This window comes from Hyphomicrobium sp. 01T421 (genome assembly GCF_056398805.1).
Map to the genome: position 1 here is coordinate 3,025,616 of NZ_JBFTQC010000001.1, position 22,442 is coordinate 3,048,057.

A 22,442-nucleotide genomic window follows, 5' to 3' on the forward strand; every position below is an offset into this window, starting at 1 on the left:
CACGTCATCCCCGCGAAGGCGGGGATCCGTTCAAACAGAAGTTCTTCGCAACTTTCAAGCTTGGACAGATCCCGGCCTACGCCGGGATGACGACAGAGTGATCGTGACGGTCACTCCGAGACGACTTCCCGTTCTTCCGCCTCATCCTCGGGGATCCGCTCTACGGAGACGACCTTTTCATCGGCGTCCGTCTTGAAGATGCGCACGCCCTGGGTGTTGCGTCCGGCGATGCGGATGTCGTGCACGGGGCAGCGGATCAGCTGACCGCCGTCGGTCACGAGCATGATCTGATCGTTGCCGCCGATCGGGAAGGATGCGAGCAGACGGCCGTTGCGATCGTTGACAACCATCGCGACGATGCCCTTGCCGCCACGTCCCGACGTGCGGAACTCGAACGACGACGAGCGCTTGCCGAAGCCCTTGGTCGAAACGGTCAACACGAACTGCTCGGCCGTTTGCATGGCCGCGAAACGCTCGGGGCTCAGTGTCACGGCGTCGGCGCTCACTTCTTCCGCGTCCGCTTCCGGCACGGTCTCGGCGTCCTCGGCTTCCTCCGAACGGCGCAGTGCGCTCGCCTGCTTCAGGTATGCGGCGCGTTCTTCGGCGGAGGCATCGAAGTGGTCGAGGATCGCCATCGAAATCAGCACGTCGCCCTCTTCGAGCCGGACGCCGCGAACGCCCGTCGAGTCGCGTCCCTTGAAGAGACGGATTTCATCGCCGATGAGGAAGCGGATGCACTTGCCTTCCGCGCTCGTCAGCAGGACGTCCTGGCCGGGCTTGGCGATGGCGATCTGCACGATACGATCGCCCTCGTCGAGCTTCATCGCAATCTTGCCGTTGCGGTTGATGCTCTCGAAGTCGGCGAGCGCGTTGCGGCGCACGTTGCCGGACAGCGTCGCGAAGATCAGCTCGAGTTCGCCCCAGGTGGTGGAATCCTCCGGCAGCGGCAGGATCGACGTGATGACTTCGCCTTCTGCGAGCGGCAGGAGGTTGACGAGAGCCTTGCCGGGCGATTGCGGAGATGCGGCGGGGAGACGCCAGACCTTCATGCGGTAGCACATGCCGCGCGATGAGAAGAACAGCACGGGCGTATGCGTCGACGTTACGAAAAGCTGAGTGACGAAATCCTCATCACGCGTCGACATGCCGGAGCGGCCTTTGCCACCGCGCCTCTGTGCGCGATAGGCCGCCAGCGGCACCCGCTTGATGTAGCCCTTGTGGCTCACCGTGACGACGCAATCTTCGCGCTGGATCAGGTCTTCGTCGTCGACGTCGCCGTCGAAATCCATGATCTCGGTTTTACGCGGCGTCGCGAATTCGTCTCTGATCGATGTCAGCTCGCCCTTGACGATATCGACGACGCGGGCGCGCGAGGCGAGGATTTCCAGGTATTCCCTGATCTCGGTCGCGATCTTGTTCAATTCATCGGCGATTTCATCCCGGCCGAGAGCGGTGAGGCGGGCGAGCCGCAATTCGAGAATTGCTTTCGCTTGCTCCTCGGAGAGGCGGTAGGTGCCATCGGAAGAAACGGTATGGCGCGGATCGGCGATGAGCTGGACCAGCGGAATCATATCTCTCGCCGGCCAGTCGCGGGCCATCAATCCTTCTTTCGCCTCGGCGGGAGATGCCGAGTGGCGGATGAGCTTGATGACTTCGTCGATATTGGCGACGGCGATCGCCAAGCCGACGAGAACGTGGGCGCGATCGCGCGCCTTGTTGAGAAGGTGCTTGATCCGCCGCGTCACGACTTCCTGGCGGAAGTGGGTGAACGCAACGATAAAGTCCTTGAGATTGAGGCTTTCCGGACGGCCGCCGTTGATCGCCAGCATGTTGGCGCCAAACGTCGTCTGGAGGTCCGAGTACTTATAGAGATTGTTCAGGACGACATCGGCGACGGCATCGCGCTTCAATTCGATGACGATGCGGATACCTTCGCGGTTCGATTCGTCCCAGAGATCGGAGATGCCTTCGATCTTCTTGTCGCGCACGAGGTCGGCGATCTTTTCGATCAGCGTCCGCTTGTTGACCTGATAGGGAATTTCCGAGACGATCAGAGCTTCGCGATCCTTGCGGATATTCTCGGTCACAACGCGGGCGCGCATGATGATCGAGCCGCGGCCCTTGTGATAGGCGGAGAGAATGCCGCCGCGGCCGAGGATGATACCCGCCGTTGGGAAGTCTGGCCCCTGGATGATCTGGGCAAGCTCGTCGAGCGTGATCTCGGGATTTTCAAGTTCGGCGATGCAGGCGTCGATGACTTCGCCGAGATTGTGCGGCGGAATGTTCGTCGCCATGCCGACGGCGATACCGCCGGCCCCGTTGACGAGCAGGTTCGGATACTTCGCGGGTAGGACGGACGGTTCTTTCAGCTGGCCGTCGTAGTTGTCCTTGAAGTCGACCGTGTCGTTGTCGAGATCATCGAGCAGATAGGTCGCGACTTTGGCGAGGCGGGATTCGGTGTAGCGCTCGGCTGCCGGAGGATCGCCGTCGATGGAGCCGAAGTTGCCTTGGCCGTCGACGAGGGGAACGCGGACCGAAAAGTCCTGCGCGAGGCGGACGAGGGCGTCGTAGATCGCGAGGTTGCCGTGCGGATGGTATTTGCCCATCACCTCGCCGACGATACGCGCCGACTTGACGTATTTCTTGTTCCAGGCGAGCCCAAGCTCGTTCATCGCGAAGAGGATGCGCCGGTGCACGGGCTTCAGACCGTCGCGCACGTCGGGCAGCGCGCGGGAGATGATGACGCTCATCGCATAGTCGAGATAGGAGCGTTTCATCTCGTCCGAAATCAAGATTGGACGGATGTCGCTCGGCTCGCGGCCAGCCGGTTGGTCGTCGTCGCTTCGGTCGGTCAAAGTGAGCTCTTTCTGGGGTAAAATCGGGCGGGCTGGATGCGCCGGCGGCCGGTGCAAAAATCGTAGCTATACTCTAGCAGAAATGAATTGTGAAAGCCACTCGCGCGGCGTCGTGCCACGGCCCCTCAGCGGTCAAAAAAACTTCGTCAAAACAATGCGTTGCATGAGCGTCCGGGGCCCGGATCGGAACATGTGGACGACTTGCTGCAGACATACTCGCGATCTACAGGCTGAGCCCCACGCGGGTGGCAACAGATTCGCTCGCCAGCGCGGGCGGCGCGGCACCTTATCGAGCCCGCCCGTTACCCCAAAAGGACATGCAAATGACTCCCAAGATCATGGCTCTGGCGCTTGGCGCGCTGATCGCCGGCGCGATGCCGGCACTCGCCGACGAGACGTTTTTCGCCGAACAGAAGCCCACGGAATATCTCGCCAAGGACCGTCTACTCGGAGCGAACGTTCACGACAAGGATGGCAAGATCATCGGTGACGTCGAAGACCTCGTCGTCGATAGCGAAAACAGGATCGTCGGCGTGATCATCGGCGTCGGCGGGTTGCTCGGCGTCGGCGAGAAGAAGGTCGCCGTCAGCCTGCCGTCGCTCGGGATCGAAGCGGCCGGCGGCAAAATCAACGTCACGATGCCCTCGGCGACGATAGACTCGCTCAACGCTGCACCTCAGTACAAGCGCGCCCATCCGCCGATCGGCTGGCTGCAACGCGCAGCCGACAAGAGCGACGAGATCCGCGACAAGTCGGGCCCCGCTTACGAAAAGGCCAAGGAAGCCGCGAAGGAAGCCTACGAATCCGCAAAGGAGGCGGCAGGGCCTGCGCTCGAAAAGGCCAAGGAGGAGGCTCGCGAAGCTCTCGACAAGGCAAAAGACGTGACGCATCCATCGGACCCGCCGAAGGCCAACTGACCGCGAGCACGCTCAAAACATTCGAACATTGCTTTGATGAAAGCCCCGGCGGGAACGCTGCCGGGGCTTTTTGCGTTAAATGCTCAAGAACCGCTTCAAAAAGAAATTTACCCGGCGAATTCCTAATCGCCATGGGAGGAGGTCTCGTGCGTATTCTTTTTATCGGACTGGGCGTGCTGTCCTTTGCTTTCGCTCCAGCGGCATTTGCGGCCGATTCCGATATTGCAAATGACGCCACGGGCACTTCGGGTGCCGAAGTGTTCAATAACAACTGCCGGACATGCCATTCGTGGAAGAAAGACGATAATCGCCTCGGACCGAGCCTTCATGGCGTTGTCGGGCGAAAGGCCGGCGCCGTAGAAGGCTTCAATTATTCGGCCGCGATGAAGGAAGCCAACATCACTTGGGATGAAGGCACGCTCGACAAGTTCATTGCCAATCCGGACGGTGTCGTGCCGAACAACAGCATGAAGCCGTTTACGGGCATTTCCGACATCAAGACGCGCAAGGATATCGTGGATTTTCTGAAATCGAATCCGGATTGAGGACGTTATTCCGACTGTATTCCGGCTGCTTGGGAATTGGCGCGTTGAGAGCCCGGCCGGGCTGCTCGTTCATCCTACCGGTTAAAGTCTCCCCGTTGCTTGCCGATCCCTCTGGGCATTTCGCACGGCCGACGCTATTCAGGAGTTTCCTGAATTGCGAAGGCTCCCATGATCCGCATCGGCTTCTATTCCGGTTCTTTCGATCCAGTGACGCTCGGGCATACGGACGTGATCCGGCGCGCGGCGGGCCTTCTGGACAAGCTCGTCATCGGCATAGGCGTCAATCCGGGCAAGGCTCCGATGTTCCACGAAGCCGAGCGCGTCGCGATGCTCGAAGATGAAGTGCGCTCCATCGCCGAGGCGACGAAGACGGAGATCGCGATCGTTACGTTCTCGGGGCTCGCCGTCGAGGCGGCGCGCGCCAACGAGGCGTCGATCATTATCCGCGGTCTTCGCGACGGCACCGACTTCGACTACGAAATGCAGATGGCGGGTATGAACGGCGAAATGGCGCCGGAGATTCAGACGGTCTACGTGGCGGCTTCGCCGTCCGTCCGGCATATTGCTGCGAACCTCGTTCGCGCGGTCGCGTCGATGGGGGGCGATCCGTCGCCGTTCGTGTCGAAAGCCGTGCTGAAGCGTCTCAAGGCAAAAGGGCCGAAAACGCGATAGGCCGACGTCATGGCCTTACGATCAAAAGCCGAGCTGCTGACGCTTCTTCGCAAAATTCCAGTCGGGCGCGTTACGACGGCGGAGTGCCTCGCGGCGGAGACCGGCATTCCGGCGCCTCTCGCCGTCACGATGCTGTCTCAGCTTTCCGAAGATGAACGCGACTTCGTTCCGTGGCACCGGGTGGTTGCGAAAGGCGGCGGCATTGGCCGCGGTCCGCATCGCGATCAGCAGTTCGCGAGGCTCGTTCGCGAAGGTGTCATGGTTTCTCCGGCGGGCATCGTGCAGGATCTTGCCCGGCATCTGCTGGCGACGCTCGACGATGCGTCACTATTAAAAGCGTCCCGGGTGGAGCCCCCGCCACCGGAGGGCAAGCCCGCGGGCCGCTCGCGGGGCATGAAGCTCCGGCCGTAGTCTGCAGGCCGGCCAAGCGGTCACTTGCGGGTCAGCCGTCAAATCGCCATAAGGGCGGCAACACTGCCCGCCGCCACAACGGGTGGCCGTGATCGGCAAATGGAAACGCCGGCGAAATCATAAATCCACGAGGAGCGCCAATGGTCAGACTTCTTTCGGTAATTCTCGCGTCGTTGCTTGCGATGACCGCGTTTGGAGATATGCCGGCGCGCGCCGCTGGCGACAAGCTCGTCATCGAGCTCAAGAACGGCAAGGTCGTCATTCAGCTCCGGCCCGATCTCGCGCCAAAGACCGTCGAGCAGATCACGACGCTCGCCAACCAGGGTTTCTACAACGGCATCAAATGGCATCGCGTCATGGAGGACTTCATGGCCCAGACCGGCGATCCGACGGGAACTGGCGCTGGCGGCTCGAAGCTTCCCGATCTTCCGGCCGAGTTCTCGAATGAAGAGTTCAAGCGGGGGACTGTCGCCATGGCGCGCACGTCCGACCCGAATTCCGCGAACAGCCAGTTCTTCATCTGCTTCAACAGCATCGGCTGCGCGAGCCTCAAGGGCAGCTACACGATTTTCGGCCAGGTGGTCGAAGGCATGCAGTTCGTCGATCTGATCAAGCGCGGCGCACCGGGTTCCGGAACGGTAACCAACCCGGACGTCATGCAGAAAGTCTACGTGCAATAACTTCCGACCTTCCCCATATCCCTGGCCATATCCCCCGGGGACGCAGGGATAGAGAAGACTTCAAGAAAGGATGGTCTCATGGCCGAAATCAAAGATCCGGAAAACACGCTCGTCATCGAGACAACGAAAGGGCCAGTCACGATCGAGCTGCGCCCCGATCTCGCGCCACAGCACGTCGAGCGTATCAAAACGCTGGCTCGCAACGGCTTCTACGACGGCATCGCTTTTCACCGCGTGATCCCTGGCTTCATGGCGCAGACCGGCTGTCCGCAGGGACGCGGAACCGGCAGCTCGGATCTGCCGAACCTGCCGGCCGAGTTCAACGCCGAGCCGCACGTGCGCGGCGTCTGCTCGATGGCGCGATCGGCAAACCCCAATTCGGCGAACAGCCAGTTCTTCATCTGCTTCGATGATGCTACGTTCCTGGACAAGCAGTATACGGTCTGGGGCAAGGTGATCGACGGCATGGACAACGTCGACAAGATCAGCAAGGGCGAGCCGCCGCAGAACCCTGACAAGATGGTCAAGGTTCGCGTCGCGGCGGATGCGGCCTGATGCGCGACATCGGCAATAACGGTCAAGGCGCGCCTCAAAGCGCGCCTTTTCTCATTCTGGTATGGGCCGGTCTCGCGGGTGCCGCGGGCGTCGGACTTGCCGCGGCGGCGGCGCATAAAGTCGACAGTCCGGCACTCGCTTCGTCGGCAACGTTGCTGACGCTGCATGCTGCTGCGTCGGTCGGAATTTTTGCCGTCGCGCTGCGTGCGGCTTGGCGGAAGCTCTGGAACGCGACGGCGCTTCTGATGCTCTTTGCTGCTTCGCTCTTCACCGGCGAGATCGCGTTTCATACGTTTACGAACGACGCGACGTATCAGATGCTGGCGCCCGTGGGCGGGAGCTTGATGATCCTCAGTTGGCTGCTCGTCGCTCTTCTCGCCATTGCGGAGGCGCTCGCCAAGCGCTGAGCTGCTCATCTAAAGTCTTTTGATGCGTACCGATCTTTTCGATTTCGAATTGCCCGACAGCGCCATTGCGCTTTATCCCGCGGAGCCGCGCGATGCTGCGCGTCTCCTCGTCGTGCATCCGGTTCAAGGCAGTTGCGCGCGTGACGACGCGGATCTTGGCGATCAGAGCGTACGCGATTTGCCGAGCCTGTTGCGCCCAGGCGATGCTCTCGTCTTCAACGATACAAAGGTTATTCCGGCGGCGCTTTCCGGCGTCCGCATTCGCGGCGAGACGCGGGCGAAGGTCGATTTCAATCTGACGAAGCGGACGGGCGAAAATTCGTGGCGGGCTTTTGCGCGTCCGGCGAAGCGTCTCGAGGCTGGCGACCGCGTGCACTTCGGCCACGACCAAGATAGCTGCATGCTCGGCGCGCTGGACGCGACGGTGTCAGCTAAGGGCGAAGCCGGCGAGGTCGAACTTGCGTTCGATCTGACGGGCGGCGCGCTCGACGACGCGGTCAAGGCCGTAGGGCTGATGCCGTTGCCGCCTTACATTGCGCTGAAGCGCGAGTCCGACGTTCGCGACCGCGAAAGCTATCAGACCGTTTACGCCAGCAAGGAGGGCGCGGTTGCGGCTCCGACGGCCGGCTTGCATTTCACGCCCGAGCTGTTGGCTGCGCTCGACGCGCGGGAGATCTCGCGCCATTTCGTGACGCTGCACGTCGGGCCCGGAACGTTTCTTCCCGTCAAGGCGGACGATACCGACGCGCACGTGATGCATTCCGAATGGGGCGAGGTTTCGCCGGAAACGGCGGCGGCGCTCAACGACGTGCGGGCGCGCGGCGGGCGGATCGTGGCCGTCGGCACGACGTCGCTCCGTCTTCTCGAAAGCGCGGCGAAGGACGATGGCGCAATCTCGCCCTGGTCGGGTGAAACGGCGATCTTCATAACGCCGGGCTATCGCTTCAAGGCGATCGATATTCTGATGACCAATTTCCATCTGCCGCGCTCGACGCTCTTCATGCTCGTCTCGGCGTTCGCGGGGCTCGGCACGATGCGCGCAGCTTACGGCCATGCGATCCGCTCCGGCTACCGGTTCTATTCCTACGGCGACGCTTCGCTTCTATTCCGCACGCCCGGCTGATATAGCTGAACCGGCTGCGAGGAAAGACCGCGCGATCCGGTCGAAGCCGCTCATTGCGTCGCGTCATCAGATAGCTGGGTGTTCCCATGACATCGAGAACCGGTATTACACGGGCCTTCGCGGCATGCGCTTGGCTCGCGGCGGCACCACTCATTCCTCTCTTAGCGGACGTCGCAAAGGCCGACGAGGCTTGCACTTCGGTCAATGTTCCGCGCTGCGTGCAAAAGCTGCCGACGGGCATCGACATGGCGTACGTCGAGGTCGGGCCAGCCGACGGCAAGCCCGTTATTCTCATCCACGGTTTGACCGACAGCGCGCGGTCCTGGATGCTGGCGATGGACGCGCTGCACAAGCTCGATCCCAAGCTGCGCATCATTGCGGTCGATCTGCGCGGCCATGGCCAGAGCAGCATGCCCGACGCCAAGACGTGCGCGCCGGCTCCCGAGGCCTGCTATCGCATCTCGGATCTCGCCGGCGACGTGATCGCCTTCATGGACGAGAAGGGCATTCACAAAGCCGATCTCGCCGGACATTCGATGGGTTCGTTCGTGGTGCAAGAGATTGCCCTCACGCACCCCGAAATGGTGAGCCACGCGATTTTGAATGCGACGGGCGCCAAGAGCGTCGGCAATGCGGCGCTGGGCGATTTCGTTCTCAATCAAACGATCGAAGGCGCATGGAAGAAATCGCTCGAGGCACAAGGCAAGGCGTTTCCCGCCGATGTCTATGAGTTGACGCCCCTCGATGCCGACCCGAAGGCCAGCGAATGGATTGCGGCAAACTGGACCATCGATCCGGCCGCAGAGGCCTCATTCCTCGAGCCTTACACGCCGGAAACGGCGAAGACGAAGCTCGGCACGTGGATCGGCGCGACGAAAGGGCTTCTCGCGCAGGACAATACCGCGCGACTAGAGAGCATGTCGGTGCCGACCCTCGTCATGTGGGCGACGCAGGACAGCATCTATCTGGCGAAGGATCAGGATGAGATCAAAGCGGCGCTCAAGGCGGCTGCCGCCAAGTCGGGCTTAACGTTCTACTGGAAGGAATATGGGAAGCTTCCGCTTCCGGCATCCGGGGCGCAGGAGAGCGACATCGGCCACAACATCCAATGGTCGGCGGCCGAGACCGTAGCGAAGGATATCAACGCCTTCATCACGACGGGCGCTCCGACGATGGATCTGGTGCATAGCGATGCGGCGCCGAACTTCAGCAAGCTTATCGTCGAGCCGGGCAAGGGCGTCGTCGTGAAGATCGAGAAGTAAGAGATACATCCAGTCTTGCCGCCGGCCGGGGCATTTTTGCCTTGCCGGCGGCCACTGTTTTTTGAATTGAGATCGATGAACGTTGCGACACCCGAACACGTGACTGAGAAACCTTCGCCGGCATTCGGCTATCGCCTTTTGAAGCAAGACGGCAGCGCGCGCCGGGGCGAGATCGTGACGCCGCGCGGCGTGATCCGCACGCCTGCGTTCATGCCGGTCGGCACTGTCGCGACCGTGAAGGCGCTTTACCCGGAGCAGGTGCGCGACGCTGGCGCCGATATCCTGCTCGGCAACACGTATCATCTGATGCTGCGCCCCGGCGCGGAGCGCGTCGCTAAACTCGGCGGCCTGCACAAGTTCATGCGCTGGGAGAAGCCTATTCTCACCGACTCGGGCGGCTTCCAGGTGATGAGCCTCGGCAAGATCCGCAAGATCACGGAAGAGGGTGTCGCCTTCCAATCGCATATCGACGGCTCGCGCCACATGCTGTCGCCGGAACGTTCGATCGAGATTCAGTGTCTGCTCGGTTCCGACATTCAGATGCAGTTCGACGAATGCATCGAGCTTCCGGCCGAGCGCAAAGAGGTCGAGCGGGCGATGGAATTGTCGCTTCGCTGGGCCGAGCGGTCTAAACGCGCCTTCGAGATGCAACTTGCGTCAGGCGGTGCGGGGCCGGGGCAAGCGCTGTTCGCCATCGTGCAAGGCGGTACGGACGTGGAGCTTCGCCGGCGGTCGGCTGAGGCGCTGGTCGCGATGGATTTTCCCGGCTACGCGGTCGGCGGGCTCGCGGTCGGCGAAGGCCATGAGGCCATGATCGCGACGCTCGGCGAGACGCTGCCGCATCTGCCGCTCGATAAGCCGCGCTATCTGATGGGCGTCGGGACGCCGCTCGACCTCATCGAATCCGTACGGCTCGGCGTCGACATGTTCGATTGCGTGATGCCGACGCGGAACGGCCGCCACGGCTATGCCTTTACGTGGAACGGTCCGGTCAACATGCGCAATGCCAAGCATGCCGAGGATCCGTCTCCACTGGACGAAGCAAGCTCGTGTCCGGCGGCGCGCGAGTATTCTCGCGCCTACATTCATCATCTGATCAAATCGGGCGAATATCTCGGCGCGATGATCCTGTCGTGGGTCAACACCGTGTTCTACCAGGACCTGATGGCGGCGATGCGGTCGGCGATCGACGACGGCCGCTTCGACGCTTGGGCGGCAGAGACGAAGGCGCGCATCACCGCTGCTCCACCGGCTCAAGAGCCATAAGGCTCTCCCTGTGCGCGATGCGTTCGCGATGGATCAGGTAAAGTCCCGACGTGACGATGACCAGCGATCCGGCGAAGCTCCAACGATCCGGCTGATCGCCGAACACGAGGTAGCTCAGCGTGATCATGCTGATGAGCTCGAAATAGAGAAACGGCGTCACGGCCGAGACCGGCGCGAACTTGTATGCCTTGATGATCAAATAGTGACCGCCGCCGCCGAGTGCGCCGAGCGCCAACAGCAGAACCCATGTTGAAATGTTGTCTGGCCATAGCCATTCGCTGATGGCGAACGGGGCTGTGGCGATGGTTCCGACGACGGTTCCGTAGAACAGCGTCACGAGCGAGGTATCGAACTCGGAAAGGCGGCGCGTGACGATAATCATCACCGAATAAGCGAGCGTCGAGAGAAACGCCGCGATGAATGCGGGATGGACGGTGCTGACACCCGGCCGTACGACGACCAAAACACCGAGGAATCCGACGAAGATGGCCGCGGCGCGATGCCAGCCGATGTGTTCGCCAAGCAGAGGCACGGCAAGCGCTGCAACGATAAGCGGCGTCAAGAACGTGATCGATAGCGTTTGGTCGAGCCGCAGATACGTGACCGCAACGAAATTGGCGATGGTCGTGACGAGCATCAGCGTCGACCGGGTCAGCTGAAGTTTGAGATTTTTCGTTTTCAACAATCTCGGGATCGTCGCCGGGCCAAGCACTAGCGCCATACACAAGATCTGGCCCGCAAAGCGCAGCCAGACGATCTGCGAAACGGGAATTGCGGTCGTCGTGCAGAGATACTTTGCTGACGTGTCGAGGCCGGCGAACAGCGTCACCGCCATGCACATCAAGAGAATGGCCTTTAGCCGATCGGGCATGTTTGCGAAGCTTCAATAGCGGTGCGCGAGCACGCGGCCATAGAAGGAGGCCGGCGGCGCGCGAGCCGCTTAGCGGGAGGGATGGCGGTTTATATCGTTCGAAGAGTCGTGCGGCGGAGCGAGGGCTACTTTTTCTTGAGCAGGGTGTCTCGCTCCTTGAGAAGGGCGTCGAGTTGAGCTTGCTGGGTTGCGATCCGATCGGAATTGAGTTCGTCATCGGCTGCGCCTGAATAGCCGGCGGCCTGTTCGACAAGCTCGCGAAGATTGTCGCGGATGATCGCGATGCGCTGTTCAATTTCGGCGAGGGCTTCGGGGTCAGCCATGGCAATTCCTGTTCGATGCCGGTCGCGAGCGCCGAAAAGGCGAGGCGACTTGTTCGAGGAGGTATACCGCTCAAGCCGAGCGCGAGCCACCCACGTTTATGCAGGGCTGCGACCATCCGTCAGAAGAGCTGGCGGAATGAGGGTTGCGGGTTCCGAGCACCGTTTCTATAAGCTCGCTTCGGCGCGCGACGCGGCGCATCCTTCAAAGGGGTGCGGCGAGGCATGGGCCGGAATGGCGCCGGACGGAATGCTTTCGTCCAAGTTATTGATTTGGTGCGTTAAAAGGGCCCGTAGCTCAGCGGTAGAGCATCTGACTTTTAATCAGAGGGTCGTTGGTTCGATCCCAACCGGGCTCACCACCAAATCAAGGAGTTACGAAATTGGCAATCGGGGAGACGTCGTTTCAGTAAGCACATAGTAACAACCAAGAACTGCGGCCGCTCTCCGGCTGCACCATCGTCCGATGGCGTCGACCGATCGGCTGTCGGCGGTGCGGTTGCCTCACCTGTTTTGCACGCACTATTCGGCGCATCAGGCGTTGACAGCAGCCACAGAGGCAGACTCGTCGTCGATCGGCTCGCCAAGATGGAAGGTTTGCTGCTCGTCAAAGGAGACATAAACCTCCGTCGCCCGCCCATCCTTGTCCACGTAGTAGTAGTAGTCGCGATCACCGCCGAAGCCCCATGGATATTGCAAGGGGCGGCCATCGTAGCGAAGTTTGCACAGCGTGAACTCAAAGCCTGCAAAGCGTCGGCTCTGCCATTCTACCACGAACTTAGCGGGATCGAATGGCCCGTCTATCTCAGTGCTGGTGGACACTTTACTCCAATCAACGACAAGGAGCGCCGGGTATTCCGCTATATCTTCGCATTCACAGGAGTCCTCAGCCGGATAGTCAAAGTAGGCCGACCATCCGGCGTCCGGGACATTCAGCCCCGTGACGTCCCAGGCATCATAAATGATTTCTTCTTCCATGAAGTAGAGATCATCCGCTGGCAGTCCGGTTTCGCTCTTAAGCCGGGCGATCTCATCATCCCCCAAACAGTGAAACCAAACGTTCCAGGCTTCGCCGCAAATCTTTATTTCTGCTTTTTTCATATCTCTTGACCTTTCACAAAATTTGCTTTGCGCAAACATCTCGTCTCCGACGCGCGAGTAAATTGTTCCGCCATGCTATTTAGTGGAGGTTTTGAGAGCCGCTTGAGCTATAAGGCCCGCCGCGTGTTGCGGCGGTGAGGGCCATCGCGTGGGCTCCGGCTATCTCATCTCGGTTCTGTACCGGGCTCTGCAGACGCATTATCTAAACGCCCATCGGCGGAACAACCGGAACACCAACGGTCGGAACAACACCCATGATATTCAAGTTTGCCGCCGACAGCTATATCTCCATTTCCGTAGATCTGACGCACACGCATGTCATGCTTCCTATTGCACGGGAACTTGCGTGAACGATCAGACCGGCGTCCATTAAAGGGAATTATGCAGAAATATTGCCGTCGATCGACCGTTCACAATCCGAAGCCTAGTTCGTCAGTCTACGAATCATTTGATCTCGATCAAAGCTGTGCAAGCCCTCTCCGGCTCTGCTCTCGCAAAGTTGGCGGATACAAATTTGCATTATGTCGCACCCGGGAAATTGATACCGACTTGTAATCTGGGCCACGCGTTTTGATCTGCGTTCGCCGCTGGAATTGAGGCGCGATTAGGTGATTTTGCCGAACGCAGCCTGGATGGCCTCGACCTCGCTGTCGAAGCGCCGCACAAGTCCGCAACTGATCACCTCAGCACCATCGACATGCGCGATCCAGAAGTCGCCGTGGTGCTCGATTCTGATCCGGGCATCATCTGAGATCAGGGGCGTGCGGTGTACGCCCTCGCGGTAACTCTGAAGCCGCACACCGTCCACGGTCAGCCAATGATAGAGCGGATGCAGCGTCGGCCATTTCGCCATCACGGCAGGAGCCCCTGGCGCTGGCGCTAGGTCCCGCATCGGCATGGGGGTCTCGAAGCCCAGACGCCGCTCGTCGGCGCGCGCCGCTGTAAGTGCACCCGCGATCCGGCGGGCGGCGCTGTAGCCTTCGATGACGAACGAGCCTTTGGTGATGACGTCGTTGCTCACGATCTCGGTGATGACGCGCTCGGCTGCTTCACGATCGAGTGGATTAGGCGCGTCGGTCTCGTCGAGATAGATTTTCACGGTCAGCTCCTGTCGGTGCTGCCGTTCCCTAAATTCCCCGCCACGGTCTAACCTGGCCATCGCCTTGCGATCAACCCTCGCCGCGGCTACATCTCCAATTATGTGCAACTTGTATTCTCAAACCCGGAACGTCGAAGCCATCCGGCGGCTCTTCCGCGTGGCGCACAACCGCGCGACCGCGATCGAGCCGCAGCCCGCGATTTTTCCGGGTTGGAACGGCAGCGTCATCCGCAAAGCCGAGGACGGCGAGCGCGAGCTGGTCACGATGAGCTGGGGCTTCGTGCTGCTGCAGCCGGGCAAGGCGCCGCGCCGTGTCACCAACGTCCGCGATGACAAGATCCTTACGAGCCGGTTCTGGAAGCCGTCATTCGAGCAGCGGCGCTGCCTCGTACCGGCGTCGAGTTACTGTGAGCCCGATAGCGGCACGCCCGCGAAGTGGCATTGGTTCGCCGTCAATGGCGACGAGGATCGCCGTCTGTTCGCGTTTCCGGGCATCTGGCAGCGCTGGAAGGGCCCGGTGAAGAAGGACGGCCCCAATGTCGAGCTAGACGTCTACAGCTTCATGACGACGGCGCCGAACGCCCTCACGGACTCGATCAACCACGAACGGATGCCGGTGCTGCTTAGCGAAGAAGCGGACTTCGAAACGTGGCTCTCAGGTTCGCCCGTTGACGCCTTCGCGCTCGCGCGGAGCTACGATCCCGGCGCGATGCGTGTCGTACAGTCCGGATTTGAAAAGAAAGACTTTCTGGTTGCCTAGCGTATGGGCATAGCGGATCAAAACTCCGAGCTCTGAGAGGTCACGTTTGCGGCCTGCACCGAGAGATAGCGTGAGCCTTCCTCTTCTCGAGCTCGATCACCCGTCTTGAGAACGGTCCAACAGAGCAGCGCAAGCAATTAAAATCCCGCGTGATCAAGCGCGACGCGGGCGGCACTGTTGTGTCGGTATTGTTTCCGACAGTTGAAAGTTTGGCCTCGCGCTTGTCAAATTTGCACTGCAAAATTGCCATTGGGCGCTCGTCGAGGTGCAATTGCGGCTTAAACCAATTCCTCGGGGCCAGACGGGCCGCCCTCCCTTTTCAATGTCCCTCGCGTGATCACCGATGTGGCGTTGCAGCACTCTTAGCGGGTCGTCTCAGCGGGAACACTAAGCGCGTCAGGTTCATTTCCCGATTGGCGGGCACCTGTCCGTCAACAACAACCAAGGAGATGTTCGATGCGCTTTTCTACTCCCTGCATCTATGCGGGATTGCTCGCAGCATCGCTGTTCGCAGGCTCAGCCCTGGCTGATGACAGTAGTGACAAACTGAAGATGAATGAGAATGGCGCGGTAACTAACCAACCTGGCGGTAAGACTTCGGATCGCACGCCAGGGACGGAAACACCTGACCGCGGAGCAGGAGCCGGAACGTCGGGCGCCGCTGGCACCGGTGCCGCCAAGACACCGGAAGGTACGTCCACCCGTACCCCAGACCCCAGCAAGCAGAAATCAATGGATTAAGCTACATCGGGGAGCCGCGACGAGCGGTTCCCCATCATCCGAGTTAGGAGAAACTATCGCTCTTTGCGAACGCCCTTGTAGGGCTTGTCGGAAGGGGCTTTTTTCTGATCCATGAATTGTCCCGTCTTCTTTGCTGTGCTTCGTCCAGGTTTCTTCACCTTCGATTTTGGTTTGCAACTGCGAGCGTTTTCGCACTGCACCCTTCCTCGCGTCGTCCCCAGTGGGCTTGTTGACCGATTCCGAAAAACGGCAAACGCGATGGGATCACATGAAAGCATTAGTCTGGCACGGTAAGGAAGACATTCGCTGCGATACGGTATCGGATCCAGAAATCGAAGATCCGCGCGACGCGATCATCAAAGTGACGAGCTGCGCGATTTGTGGCTCGGACCTCACCTCTTTCATAACTTCATTCCCGCCATGATGCCCGGAGACATCATGGGCCACGAGATGATGGGGGAGGTGGTCGAGACCGGAAACGGCGTAAACGGGCGTCTCAAGAAGGGCGAACGGATCGTTGTTCCATTCACGATCTTCTGCGGTGAATGCGATCAGTGCAAAGCGGGACATTACTCCGTTTGCGAGCGATCGAACCGATCGAAGGCAGTTGCCAATAAGGTATTCGGCCACGGCACCGCCGGGCTTTTCGGATATAGCCATCTGACCGGCGGCTACCCCGGCGGACAGGCGGAGTATTTGCGCGTGCCGTTCGCGGATACTACTCACATCAAGGTCCCGGACAGCCTAAGCGATGAGCAGGTCCTCTTCCTCGGCGACATCTTTCCCACCGGCTGGCAGGCCGCCGAACAGTGCGACATTCAGAAGACGGACACAGTCGCGATTTGGGGATGCGGCCCCGTCGGCCAGATGGCGATCCGCAGCGCTATGCTGCTGGGTGCCGAACAAGTCATCGCCATCGACCGTTTGCCCGAGCGTCTCAGCATGGCTGAAGCAGGGGGCGCCACAACGATAAATTTCGAGGAAGAGAGTGTCGTTGAGAGACTGAACGACCTCACGGACGGCAAAGGCCCAGAAAAATGCATCGATGCGACAGGGATGGAGAGCCATGTCTCGTTCTCGCAACCCGATACAATCTACGATCGCGCAAAACAAATGATGATGCTGGAAAGCGATCGGCCCCATGTATTGCGCGAGATGATCTACGCGTGTCGCCCGGCCGGGGTGATTTCCGTTCCCGGCGTTTACAGCGGTCTCATAGATAAATTTCCAATGGGAATTGCGATGAATAAGGGGCTGACGTTCAAGATGGGTCAGACCGACGTCAAGCGCTGGACCGACGATCTTCTCAACCGGATCGCGGAAGGGCAGATCGATCCTTCCTTCGTGATCACCCACACAGCAAATCTCGAGGACGGACCCGAGATGTACAACGTGTTCCGTGACAAGCGTGACAGCTGCATCAAGGTCGTCTTGAAGCCATAACTGAGAACCTTCCGATGAATAAAATGATCAATTACACGAGAGCAAAAGGCGATCCCAAAGTCATCGAGACCGGTCCAAGCAGCGCGACAGGAGTCGATCGCCTTGCCAAATCCTTGGGGTGGTTCGGAATAGGGCTCGGAGTGTTAGAACTTGTGGCCGCGAAGCGCATTTCGCGATTTCTCGGAGTCGAGGGAACGGGTTCGGAGGCAACGATTCGCGCTTTTGGCGCACGCGAGATCGGGGCCGGGGTCGTGACGCTTTCGACCGAGAAAAAACTCGGCCTTTGGATGCGGGTCGCCGGCGACGGAATGGATACAGCAGCTCTCCTTGCGGCGCTGCCGGCGTCCAATGGCATGCGCGGCAATGTAAAGCTCGCGCTGTTCACGGTTCTGGGAGCGGCAGCACTAGATCTTTTCGCCGCTCGACGAGTGTCTGCGCGATCCCTGAGAAGTGAGCCGCCACGCATTTATTCGGACCGCTCCGGCTTTCCTCAAGGCTTGGATCGGGCCCGGCAGTCGCTCCGCTTGGGGGCGCGAGAACCTCGAGTGACGGCGCATTATCCCGAAGGATGCTGAGTAAGCGATCTGTAAAGGAGTCCAGATATGGCCACGAGCACGCGGCCTTTGGCTCTCTGTGCGAAGTTGCGGATCCCGGACGAATCACGGACTCTGGAAGCTTCTCTCAGCTTCGGATCTCCGCCATGGGCGCTCAAGCGACCTATCTGGACCATCTCAACCCTGAACAACGCCGCGCAGTCGAGCACGGTGTCGGCGTTGGCGAAGGCTCGACGAACGGCCCTCTGCTGGTAATTGCCGGCGCCGGGTCGGGCAAGACCAATACACTTGCACATCGCGTTGCGCATTTGGTTGTTAACGGCGCCGATCCACGACGCATACTGCTGATGACGTTTTCTCGCCGCGCAGCCTCGGAAATGTCACGACGCGTCGAGCGCATCGCTCGCCGCGTCATGGGCCAAAATGCCGGCAGCATCACCGACGCCCTCACATGGGCAGGTACGTTTCATGGCATCGGCGCTCGCCTCTTGCGCGACTACGCCGAACAAATCGGATTGAAAAAAGAATTCACAATCCACGACCGCGAAGACTCTGCCGACCTTTTAAGCTTGGTTCGCCATGAGCTTGGGTTTTCGAAGACTGAAACCCGCTTTCCGGCCAAGGGCACGTGCCTTGCGATCTATTCTCGCTGCGTCAACGCCGAAGTGTCGGTCGAGGAAGCTCTGTTAGCGTTTCCGTGGTGCGCGATGTGGGCGCCTGAACTCAAGAAGCTATTCGGTGCTTACGTCGAGGCAAAGCAAAGTCAAAACGTTCTCGATTACGACGATTTGCTCGCCTATTGGGCCCAGGCCATCAACGAGTCCGCGCTTGCGGCGAACATGTCCAGCCGCTTCGATCACGTCATGGTCGACGAATACCAAGACACCAATCGCCTTCAATCTTCGATCTTGCTGGGCTTAAGGCCTGATGGCGCTGGTCTGACCGTCGTCGGGGATGATGCGCAATCAATCTATTCGTTTCGCGCCGCGACCGTTCGAAACATTCTGGAGTTTCCTTCAGCTTTCACGCCATCAGCAGAAGTCATTGCGCTGGAACGCAACTACCGTTCAACACAGGCTATTCTTTCGGCGTCGAACGCTGTGATTGGACTCGCCGCAGAGCGGTTTACAAAGAACCTGTGGACTGAGCGCGCAATCGGACAACTGCCGCGCCTGGTCAACGTCAGAGACGAGATCATCCAGGCCCGATACATCGTCGATCGGGTTCTTGAAAACAGGGAAGCCGGATCAGCCCTCAAGCAGCAGGCGATCTTGTTCCGCACTTCTTCGCACAGTGGCCCTCTAGAGATCGAACTCACGCGCCGCAACATCCCGTTCGTTCTCAAATTCCTCGACGCCGCGCACGTCAAGGACCTGCTCGCAATCTTGCGTTTTGCTGAAAACCCTCGTGATCGCGTTGCTGGGTTTAGGGTGATGCAACTCATGGCGGGGGTAGGTCCGACCTCTGCGCAGCGGGTGCTAGACTATATCGCGGGGGCGCCCGATCCCATCGCCGCACTTCCGTTGGCGCCTCCGCCACCGCGTGTTGGTGACGACTGGTCAAATTTCGTCAACGTCGTAGTGGACCTAGCCAAGGCGTGCAGCAGTTGGCCAAGTGAGATCGAACGCGCACGGCTTTGGTATGAACCGCACCTTGAACGTATCCATGAGGAGGATGCGGTCATGCGACAAGCGGACCTCGTTCAATTGCAACAGATTGCGAGCGGGTACCCTTCTCGTGAACGGTTCTTGACGGAATTGACCCTCGATCCACCAGACGCCACAAGCGACCAGGCGGGTGTGCCAACACTCGACGAAGATTATCTGATCCTCTCGACGATCCATTCGGCCAAGGGTCAGGAATGGAAGTCTGTTTTCATATTGAACGTCGTCGACGGCTGTATTCCATCAGACCTGGGCGCCGGCACGACAGCAGAACTCGAAGAAGAGCGGCGACTTCTCTACGTCGCGATGACACGGGCAAAAGATGATTTGCACCTTATCATACCGCAGCGCTTCTATACGCACGGTCAAAGCGCCAAGGGCGACCGTCACGTCTACGCATCGCGATCGCGTTTCATTCCGAACGCCCTCCTTGGGTGTTTTGAGAGCGTCGCATCGCCGAGGGTAAGTGTCGCCGACACCGCAGTACGAGCCGACAACATTCAACCTGTGGATCCAGCCGCCAAAATGCGACAACGGTGGCAGTAGCTGGAGGCCGACAGCGGGCTGGCCACTGATTTTCCAACGCATCAGCTGAGCGCTTGCCGACCTCGGCTTGGGAATGAGCAGGTTTGCCCCTTCAATCTTGAAGAGCATCATGGCGATGGTCAATCAGCAATGCGCCTACCTGGTCACGTCTCGAACGCGCCAGAGTCAAATGCACGCCGCCGGTAGGCGCGATGATGATCGCGTGTAAAAGCGAAATGCATGCGTGTCGACTGGAACGAAGAGATCTGCGGCCTTTCATTGTTGCGCGTCCGAGACCTGCTTCGATGATGGCAACCGTACGAGATGTACTCGATCAGAAAGGGCGCGGCGTCTATCACATTCATCCAGACGCTTCCGTGCTTGAGATGATGGCGAAGCATCAGATTGGGGCGTTAGTCGTATTCGACGGTGGCAATCTCACCGGGATCATCACCGAACGAGACTACGTTCGAAAGATCGTGTTGAAGGGGCGGACCTCTCCTAGGACGCTGGTACGGGAGATCATGTCCACTACAGTCATCTGCACCCGACTCGATCAAGCCGTCGAAGATTGCATGGCAATCATGACCGCGAAGGCCGTTCGCCATCTCCCGGTCCTTGAGCACACGAAGGTTATTGGCTTGGTTTCGATCGGCGATCCCGTCAAAAACGTCATCGCAGATCAAAAATTCATTATCGAGCAGCTCGAACATTTCATCCAAGGCGGCCGCTGATTCACAAGCGGGTGAGCGGGAGGCGGGCGCTATTGTTCTACAATGGAGGCGGGCTACCCGCAGTGGTCGCGTAAGTGCGGACAGATGTCGAGCTGAAGCATACCGGCCGGTTCGTCCGAAGCACTGGCGTACCTAGATTGTCGGAGATCCGACATGCAAATCGAAGAAACAAAAGGCCGGTTTGGGTTTCACTTTTCAGCATTCGATGACGACGCCCGTCCGTCAGCGGCGTTCGTCCAAATCTATGTGAAATCCAGCTCCATGAGCCGGGTGGCTGATCTTCCCATTTCTCCGCATTTGATGACGGCAGACGAGATTGATCGTTTTGTCGACAATGCGATTTTGGCTCTAGAAGCCCTCCCAAGCGATGCGAAAAGTGCGTGGGCAATGGGCGTGCCGTGACGGGAGGTTCGGTTCAGATCATGGGCGACAGGGGTTCGCCCGCGAAGCGTCCTCTTGCGATTGTTCTAGCCACATCGTCAGCGTGATTCTCACTTCACATCCGAGAGGAAAAATGGCCGGAGCCGCCGACCTCAGATTAACGGTGAGCCAAAATCCATTGAGCTGCCTCCTCGAGATTTTCGGCGACAAGGTCGGGCGCAGAGGGCAATTTGGATTCATCTCCAGGACGATACTTACCGGTTCGAACGAGAATGCCCATCAAGCCTGCAGAGATCGCGCCTTCAACATCGGCTTCTGCATCGTCGCCTATCATGATTATCTTGCTCGCGGGATATCCGAGATCTTCGACGGCAGCACTGAAGAACTCCGATGACGGTTTGCCAAAAAGTAAGGCCCTGCTGTTAGTCGCAAATTCGAGTGCAGCCACGAATGGACCGGCGTCGAGGCTCAATTCGCCATCTGCGTCCTTGAAGTTTCGGTTCTTTGCGAGCGCTAGAAGTGCTGCGCCTTCCGTGACCTTTCGGTAAGCGCAATTGAGACGGTCGTAGGTGAAGTATTCTCCTGCGTCTCCGACGACGACAGCCTCTGCGCGGTCAGAAGGGAGATCGGCAAAGTCCTCTTCCAATTCGCGATGAACGACCAGGAATGGCGATAGCATATACTTTTCCAAGTATGCCCGCACTAGAATGGCCGGCGTAAACAGCTCGTCGTTTGAGACACGCAGACCCATTCGGCACAAATCGTCCGTCACCTGACGCTTTGAGCGTCTGGTCGTATTTGTGATGAAGCGGAGCGGTAGACCGGCATGGCGAAGCCGCTCGACAGCCGCAAGTGCTCCTTCGCGAGCGCCCTGCCGGTCGCGACTACGCTCCTCGGAAAGACGGTAATTTCCGAACTTCATCCGCAGGCGATCGGTGTCTACGAGGGCGGAACCTCGCGTCCGACGATCCGAGACATTGTTGAGAATTGTGATGTCTTGCTGTGCCTTGGTGCCTGGATCAGTGATATCAACTTCGGCGTGTACACCGGCCGACTTGAGGGGCGTCACATGATCCTCGCGAACTCCGGGCGCTTGAAGATCAGCCAACATGTATACGAACAAGTGTGGATCGGCGATGTGGTCGCGGGGTTGGCGGACCGCATGCCAAAGGGCGGTCTATCTCATCCTCCCTTCACGAGCGTTTCGCGCTTATTGGATACTAGCTTTACTGTCGAGCCCGGCCGCGCCCTTACGGTGAGCCACGTCGCAAAGCGGATCAATGCCTTCATCGGTGAGACCACGACGGTCATTGCGGAAACCGGCGACTCGATTTTCCGGTAAGTATCGTCCTGGAGATGAATCCAAATTGCCCTCTGCGCCCGACCTTGTCGCCGAAAATCTCAAAGAGGCAGCGCGATGGATTTTGGCTCACCGTTAATCTGAGGTCGGCGGCTCCGGCCATTTTCCTCTGGTTGGCACCAGGAGCGGATCTCAGATACTTGCCGGACAACGGACACTGGTCGGAAGGTCAGCGTCTCTACCGGTGTCGCTTCAA

23 protein-coding genes, 1 tRNA gene and 1 pseudogene are annotated in these 22,442 nt (G+C 59.5%); 19 read left to right on the forward strand and 6 right to left on the reverse strand.

What is annotated here, in order from left to right:
• Positions 1-110 precede the first annotated feature (110 nt).
• Positions 111-2,855, reverse strand: coding sequence for a DNA gyrase subunit A (gene gyrA / locus AC1DK3_RS14105; RefSeq protein WP_477192806.1), 2,745 nt, complete (start codon positions 2,853-2,855; stop codon positions 111-113).
• A gap of 323 nt (positions 2,856-3,178) precedes the next feature.
• Between gyrA and AC1DK3_RS14110 the strand changes: the two genes are divergently transcribed.
• The 10 genes from AC1DK3_RS14110 to tgt all read left to right on the forward strand — a co-directional run bounded on the left by AC1DK3_RS14110 (position 3,179) and on the right by tgt (position 10,693).
• Positions 3,179-3,772 carry a PRC-barrel domain-containing protein gene (locus tag AC1DK3_RS14110; RefSeq protein ID WP_477192807.1) on the forward strand — a complete coding sequence of 198 codons (594 nt, stop codon included), beginning with the start codon at positions 3,179-3,181 and terminating at the stop codon, positions 3,770-3,772.
• A 146-nt stretch (positions 3,773-3,918) separates the two neighbouring features.
• A complete protein-coding gene (locus AC1DK3_RS14115; RefSeq protein WP_477192808.1) occupies positions 3,919-4,317 on the forward strand; it encodes a c-type cytochrome in 399 nt (132 codons plus the stop codon).
• A gap of 168 nt (positions 4,318-4,485) precedes the next feature.
• Positions 4,486-4,989, forward strand: coding sequence for a pantetheine-phosphate adenylyltransferase (coaD, locus tag AC1DK3_RS14120; RefSeq protein WP_477192809.1), 504 nt, complete (start codon positions 4,486-4,488; stop codon positions 4,987-4,989).
• A 9-nt stretch (positions 4,990-4,998) separates the two neighbouring features.
• On the forward strand, positions 4,999-5,400 hold the full coding sequence (locus AC1DK3_RS14125; protein ID WP_477192810.1) for an MGMT family protein: 402 nt from the start codon (positions 4,999-5,001) through the stop codon (positions 5,398-5,400).
• A gap of 140 nt (positions 5,401-5,540) precedes the next feature.
• On the forward strand, positions 5,541-6,080 hold the full coding sequence (locus AC1DK3_RS14130) for a peptidylprolyl isomerase (protein WP_477192811.1): 540 nt from the start codon (positions 5,541-5,543) through the stop codon (positions 6,078-6,080).
• Between the two features lie 78 nt (positions 6,081-6,158).
• Positions 6,159-6,635: a peptidylprolyl isomerase gene (locus AC1DK3_RS14135; RefSeq protein ID WP_477192812.1), complete on the forward strand. Its 477-nt coding sequence runs from the start codon at positions 6,159-6,161 to the stop codon at positions 6,633-6,635.
• Positions 6,635-7,042 (forward strand): DUF423 domain-containing protein, encoded by a 408-nt coding sequence (locus tag AC1DK3_RS14140; RefSeq protein ID WP_477192813.1) that lies wholly within the window; start codon positions 6,635-6,637, stop codon positions 7,040-7,042. Before AC1DK3_RS14135 ends, AC1DK3_RS14140 begins: the two co-directional genes overlap by 1 nt.
• A 22-nt stretch (positions 7,043-7,064) precedes the next feature.
• Positions 7,065-8,165 carry a tRNA preQ1(34) S-adenosylmethionine ribosyltransferase-isomerase QueA gene (gene queA, locus AC1DK3_RS14145; protein ID WP_477192814.1) on the forward strand — a complete coding sequence of 367 codons (1,101 nt, stop codon included), beginning with the start codon at positions 7,065-7,067 and terminating at the stop codon, positions 8,163-8,165.
• 86 nt (positions 8,166-8,251) lie between these two features.
• Positions 8,252-9,427 (forward strand): alpha/beta fold hydrolase, encoded by a 1,176-nt coding sequence (locus AC1DK3_RS14150; protein WP_477192815.1) that lies wholly within the window; start codon positions 8,252-8,254, stop codon positions 9,425-9,427.
• 75 nt (positions 9,428-9,502) lie between these two features.
• Positions 9,503-10,693: a tRNA guanosine(34) transglycosylase Tgt gene (gene tgt / locus AC1DK3_RS14155; protein ID WP_477192816.1), complete on the forward strand. Its 1,191-nt coding sequence runs from the start codon at positions 9,503-9,505 to the stop codon at positions 10,691-10,693.
• On the opposite strand, the gene AC1DK3_RS14160 is transcribed toward tgt, so the two are convergent.
• Positions 10,662-11,564, reverse strand: a complete 903-nt coding sequence (locus tag AC1DK3_RS14160; protein ID WP_477192817.1) for a DMT family transporter — start codon at positions 11,562-11,564, stop codon at positions 10,662-10,664. The genes tgt and AC1DK3_RS14160 overlap by 32 nt on opposite strands.
• Before the next feature lie 125 nt (positions 11,565-11,689).
• Positions 11,690-11,887: a hypothetical protein gene (locus AC1DK3_RS14165; protein ID WP_477192818.1), complete on the reverse strand. Its 198-nt coding sequence runs from the start codon at positions 11,885-11,887 to the stop codon at positions 11,690-11,692.
• A gap of 284 nt (positions 11,888-12,171) precedes the next feature.
• Here AC1DK3_RS14165 and AC1DK3_RS14170 point away from each other — a divergent pair.
• Positions 12,172-12,246 (forward strand) — tRNA-Lys (locus tag AC1DK3_RS14170).
• A gap of 172 nt (positions 12,247-12,418) precedes the next feature.
• On the opposite strand, the gene AC1DK3_RS14175 is transcribed toward AC1DK3_RS14170, so the two are convergent.
• Together AC1DK3_RS14175 and AC1DK3_RS14180 are read right to left on the reverse strand one after the other, a co-directional pair.
• Entirely contained in the window at positions 12,419-12,985 is a 567-nt protein-coding gene (locus AC1DK3_RS14175) for a hypothetical protein (protein WP_477192819.1), read from the reverse strand.
• Between the two features lie 604 nt (positions 12,986-13,589).
• Positions 13,590-14,084, reverse strand: coding sequence for a hypothetical protein (locus AC1DK3_RS14180; protein WP_477192820.1), 495 nt, complete (start codon positions 14,082-14,084; stop codon positions 13,590-13,592).
• Between the two features lie 109 nt (positions 14,085-14,193).
• Here AC1DK3_RS14180 and AC1DK3_RS14185 point away from each other — a divergent pair, with 109 nt between their 5' ends.
• The 7 genes and pseudogenes from AC1DK3_RS14185 (at position 14,194) to AC1DK3_RS14215 (ending at position 20,907) form a co-directional block, all read left to right on the forward strand.
• The gene (locus AC1DK3_RS14185; protein ID WP_477192821.1) at positions 14,194-14,844 is read left to right on the forward strand and encodes an SOS response-associated peptidase; all 651 of its coding nucleotides are present in this window, start codon (positions 14,194-14,196) and stop codon (positions 14,842-14,844) included.
• A 456-nt stretch (positions 14,845-15,300) separates the two neighbouring features.
• Positions 15,301-15,585, forward strand: a complete 285-nt coding sequence (locus AC1DK3_RS14190; RefSeq protein ID WP_477192822.1) for a hypothetical protein — start codon at positions 15,301-15,303, stop codon at positions 15,583-15,585.
• A 268-nt stretch (positions 15,586-15,853) separates the two neighbouring features.
• Positions 15,854-17,028 (forward strand): annotated as a pseudogene (locus AC1DK3_RS14195) (zinc-dependent alcohol dehydrogenase).
• A 14-nt stretch (positions 17,029-17,042) separates the two neighbouring features.
• On the forward strand, positions 17,043-17,603 hold the full coding sequence (locus tag AC1DK3_RS14200; RefSeq protein WP_477192823.1) for a hypothetical protein: 561 nt from the start codon (positions 17,043-17,045) through the stop codon (positions 17,601-17,603).
• A gap of 125 nt (positions 17,604-17,728) precedes the next feature.
• Complete coding sequence (locus AC1DK3_RS14205) at positions 17,729-19,792, forward strand: ATP-dependent helicase (RefSeq protein ID WP_477192824.1); 2,064 nt, start codon at positions 17,729-17,731, stop codon at positions 19,790-19,792.
• A 284-nt stretch (positions 19,793-20,076) separates the two neighbouring features.
• Complete coding sequence (locus AC1DK3_RS14210) at positions 20,077-20,505, forward strand: CBS domain-containing protein (RefSeq protein WP_477192825.1); 429 nt, start codon at positions 20,077-20,079, stop codon at positions 20,503-20,505.
• 153 nt (positions 20,506-20,658) lie between these two features.
• A complete protein-coding gene (locus AC1DK3_RS14215) occupies positions 20,659-20,907 on the forward strand; it encodes a hypothetical protein (protein ID WP_477192826.1) in 249 nt (82 codons plus the stop codon).
• Positions 20,908-21,043: 136 nt separating this feature from the next.
• Here AC1DK3_RS14215 and AC1DK3_RS14220 read toward each other — a convergent pair whose 3' ends face one another.
• Complete coding sequence (locus AC1DK3_RS14220; RefSeq protein WP_477192827.1) at positions 21,044-21,808, reverse strand: TIGR01458 family HAD-type hydrolase; 765 nt, start codon at positions 21,806-21,808, stop codon at positions 21,044-21,046.
• Between AC1DK3_RS14220 and AC1DK3_RS14225 the strand changes: the two genes are divergently transcribed.
• A complete protein-coding gene (locus AC1DK3_RS14225) occupies positions 21,713-22,228 on the forward strand; it encodes a hypothetical protein (RefSeq protein WP_477192828.1) in 516 nt (171 codons plus the stop codon). The two genes, AC1DK3_RS14220 and AC1DK3_RS14225, sit on opposite strands and share 96 nt — an antisense overlap.
• Positions 22,229-22,442: the final 214 nt, after the last annotated feature.

Coding starts and splice junctions, on each gene's coding strand:
- AC1DK3_RS14110 (WP_477192807.1), top strand. CDS start 3,179: ATGACTCCCAAGATCATGGCTCTGGCGCTTGGCGCGCTGATCGCCGGC.
- coaD (WP_477192809.1), top strand. CDS start 4,486: ATGATCCGCATCGGCTTCTATTCCGGTTCTTTCGATCCAGTGACGCTC.
- AC1DK3_RS14125 (WP_477192810.1), top strand. CDS start 4,999: ATGGCCTTACGATCAAAAGCCGAGCTGCTGACGCTTCTTCGCAAAATT.
- AC1DK3_RS14130 (WP_477192811.1), top strand. CDS start 5,541: ATGGTCAGACTTCTTTCGGTAATTCTCGCGTCGTTGCTTGCGATGACC.
- AC1DK3_RS14135 (WP_477192812.1), top strand. CDS start 6,159: ATGGCCGAAATCAAAGATCCGGAAAACACGCTCGTCATCGAGACAACG.
- AC1DK3_RS14140 (WP_477192813.1), top strand. CDS start 6,635: ATGCGCGACATCGGCAATAACGGTCAAGGCGCGCCTCAAAGCGCGCCT.
- queA (WP_477192814.1), top strand. CDS start 7,065: ATGCGTACCGATCTTTTCGATTTCGAATTGCCCGACAGCGCCATTGCG.
- AC1DK3_RS14150 (WP_477192815.1), top strand. CDS start 8,252: ATGACATCGAGAACCGGTATTACACGGGCCTTCGCGGCATGCGCTTGG.
- tgt (WP_477192816.1), top strand. CDS start 9,503: ATGAACGTTGCGACACCCGAACACGTGACTGAGAAACCTTCGCCGGCA.
- AC1DK3_RS14160 (WP_477192817.1), bottom strand. CDS start 11,564: ATGCCCGATCGGCTAAAGGCCATTCTCTTGATGTGCATGGCGGTGACG.
- AC1DK3_RS14165 (WP_477192818.1), bottom strand. CDS start 11,887: ATGGCTGACCCCGAAGCCCTCGCCGAAATTGAACAGCGCATCGCGATC.
- AC1DK3_RS14175 (WP_477192819.1), bottom strand. CDS start 12,985: ATGAAAAAAGCAGAAATAAAGATTTGCGGCGAAGCCTGGAACGTTTGG.
- AC1DK3_RS14190 (WP_477192822.1), top strand. CDS start 15,301: ATGCGCTTTTCTACTCCCTGCATCTATGCGGGATTGCTCGCAGCATCG.
- AC1DK3_RS14200 (WP_477192823.1), top strand. CDS start 17,043: ATGAATAAAATGATCAATTACACGAGAGCAAAAGGCGATCCCAAAGTC.
- AC1DK3_RS14205 (WP_477192824.1), top strand. CDS start 17,729: ATGGGCGCTCAAGCGACCTATCTGGACCATCTCAACCCTGAACAACGC.
- AC1DK3_RS14210 (WP_477192825.1), top strand. CDS start 20,077: ATGATGGCAACCGTACGAGATGTACTCGATCAGAAAGGGCGCGGCGTC.
- AC1DK3_RS14215 (WP_477192826.1), top strand. CDS start 20,659: ATGCAAATCGAAGAAACAAAAGGCCGGTTTGGGTTTCACTTTTCAGCA.
- AC1DK3_RS14225 (WP_477192828.1), top strand. CDS start 21,713: ATGGCGAAGCCGCTCGACAGCCGCAAGTGCTCCTTCGCGAGCGCCCTG.
- AC1DK3_RS14220 (WP_477192827.1), bottom strand. CDS start 21,808: ATGAAGTTCGGAAATTACCGTCTTTCCGAGGAGCGTAGTCGCGACCGG.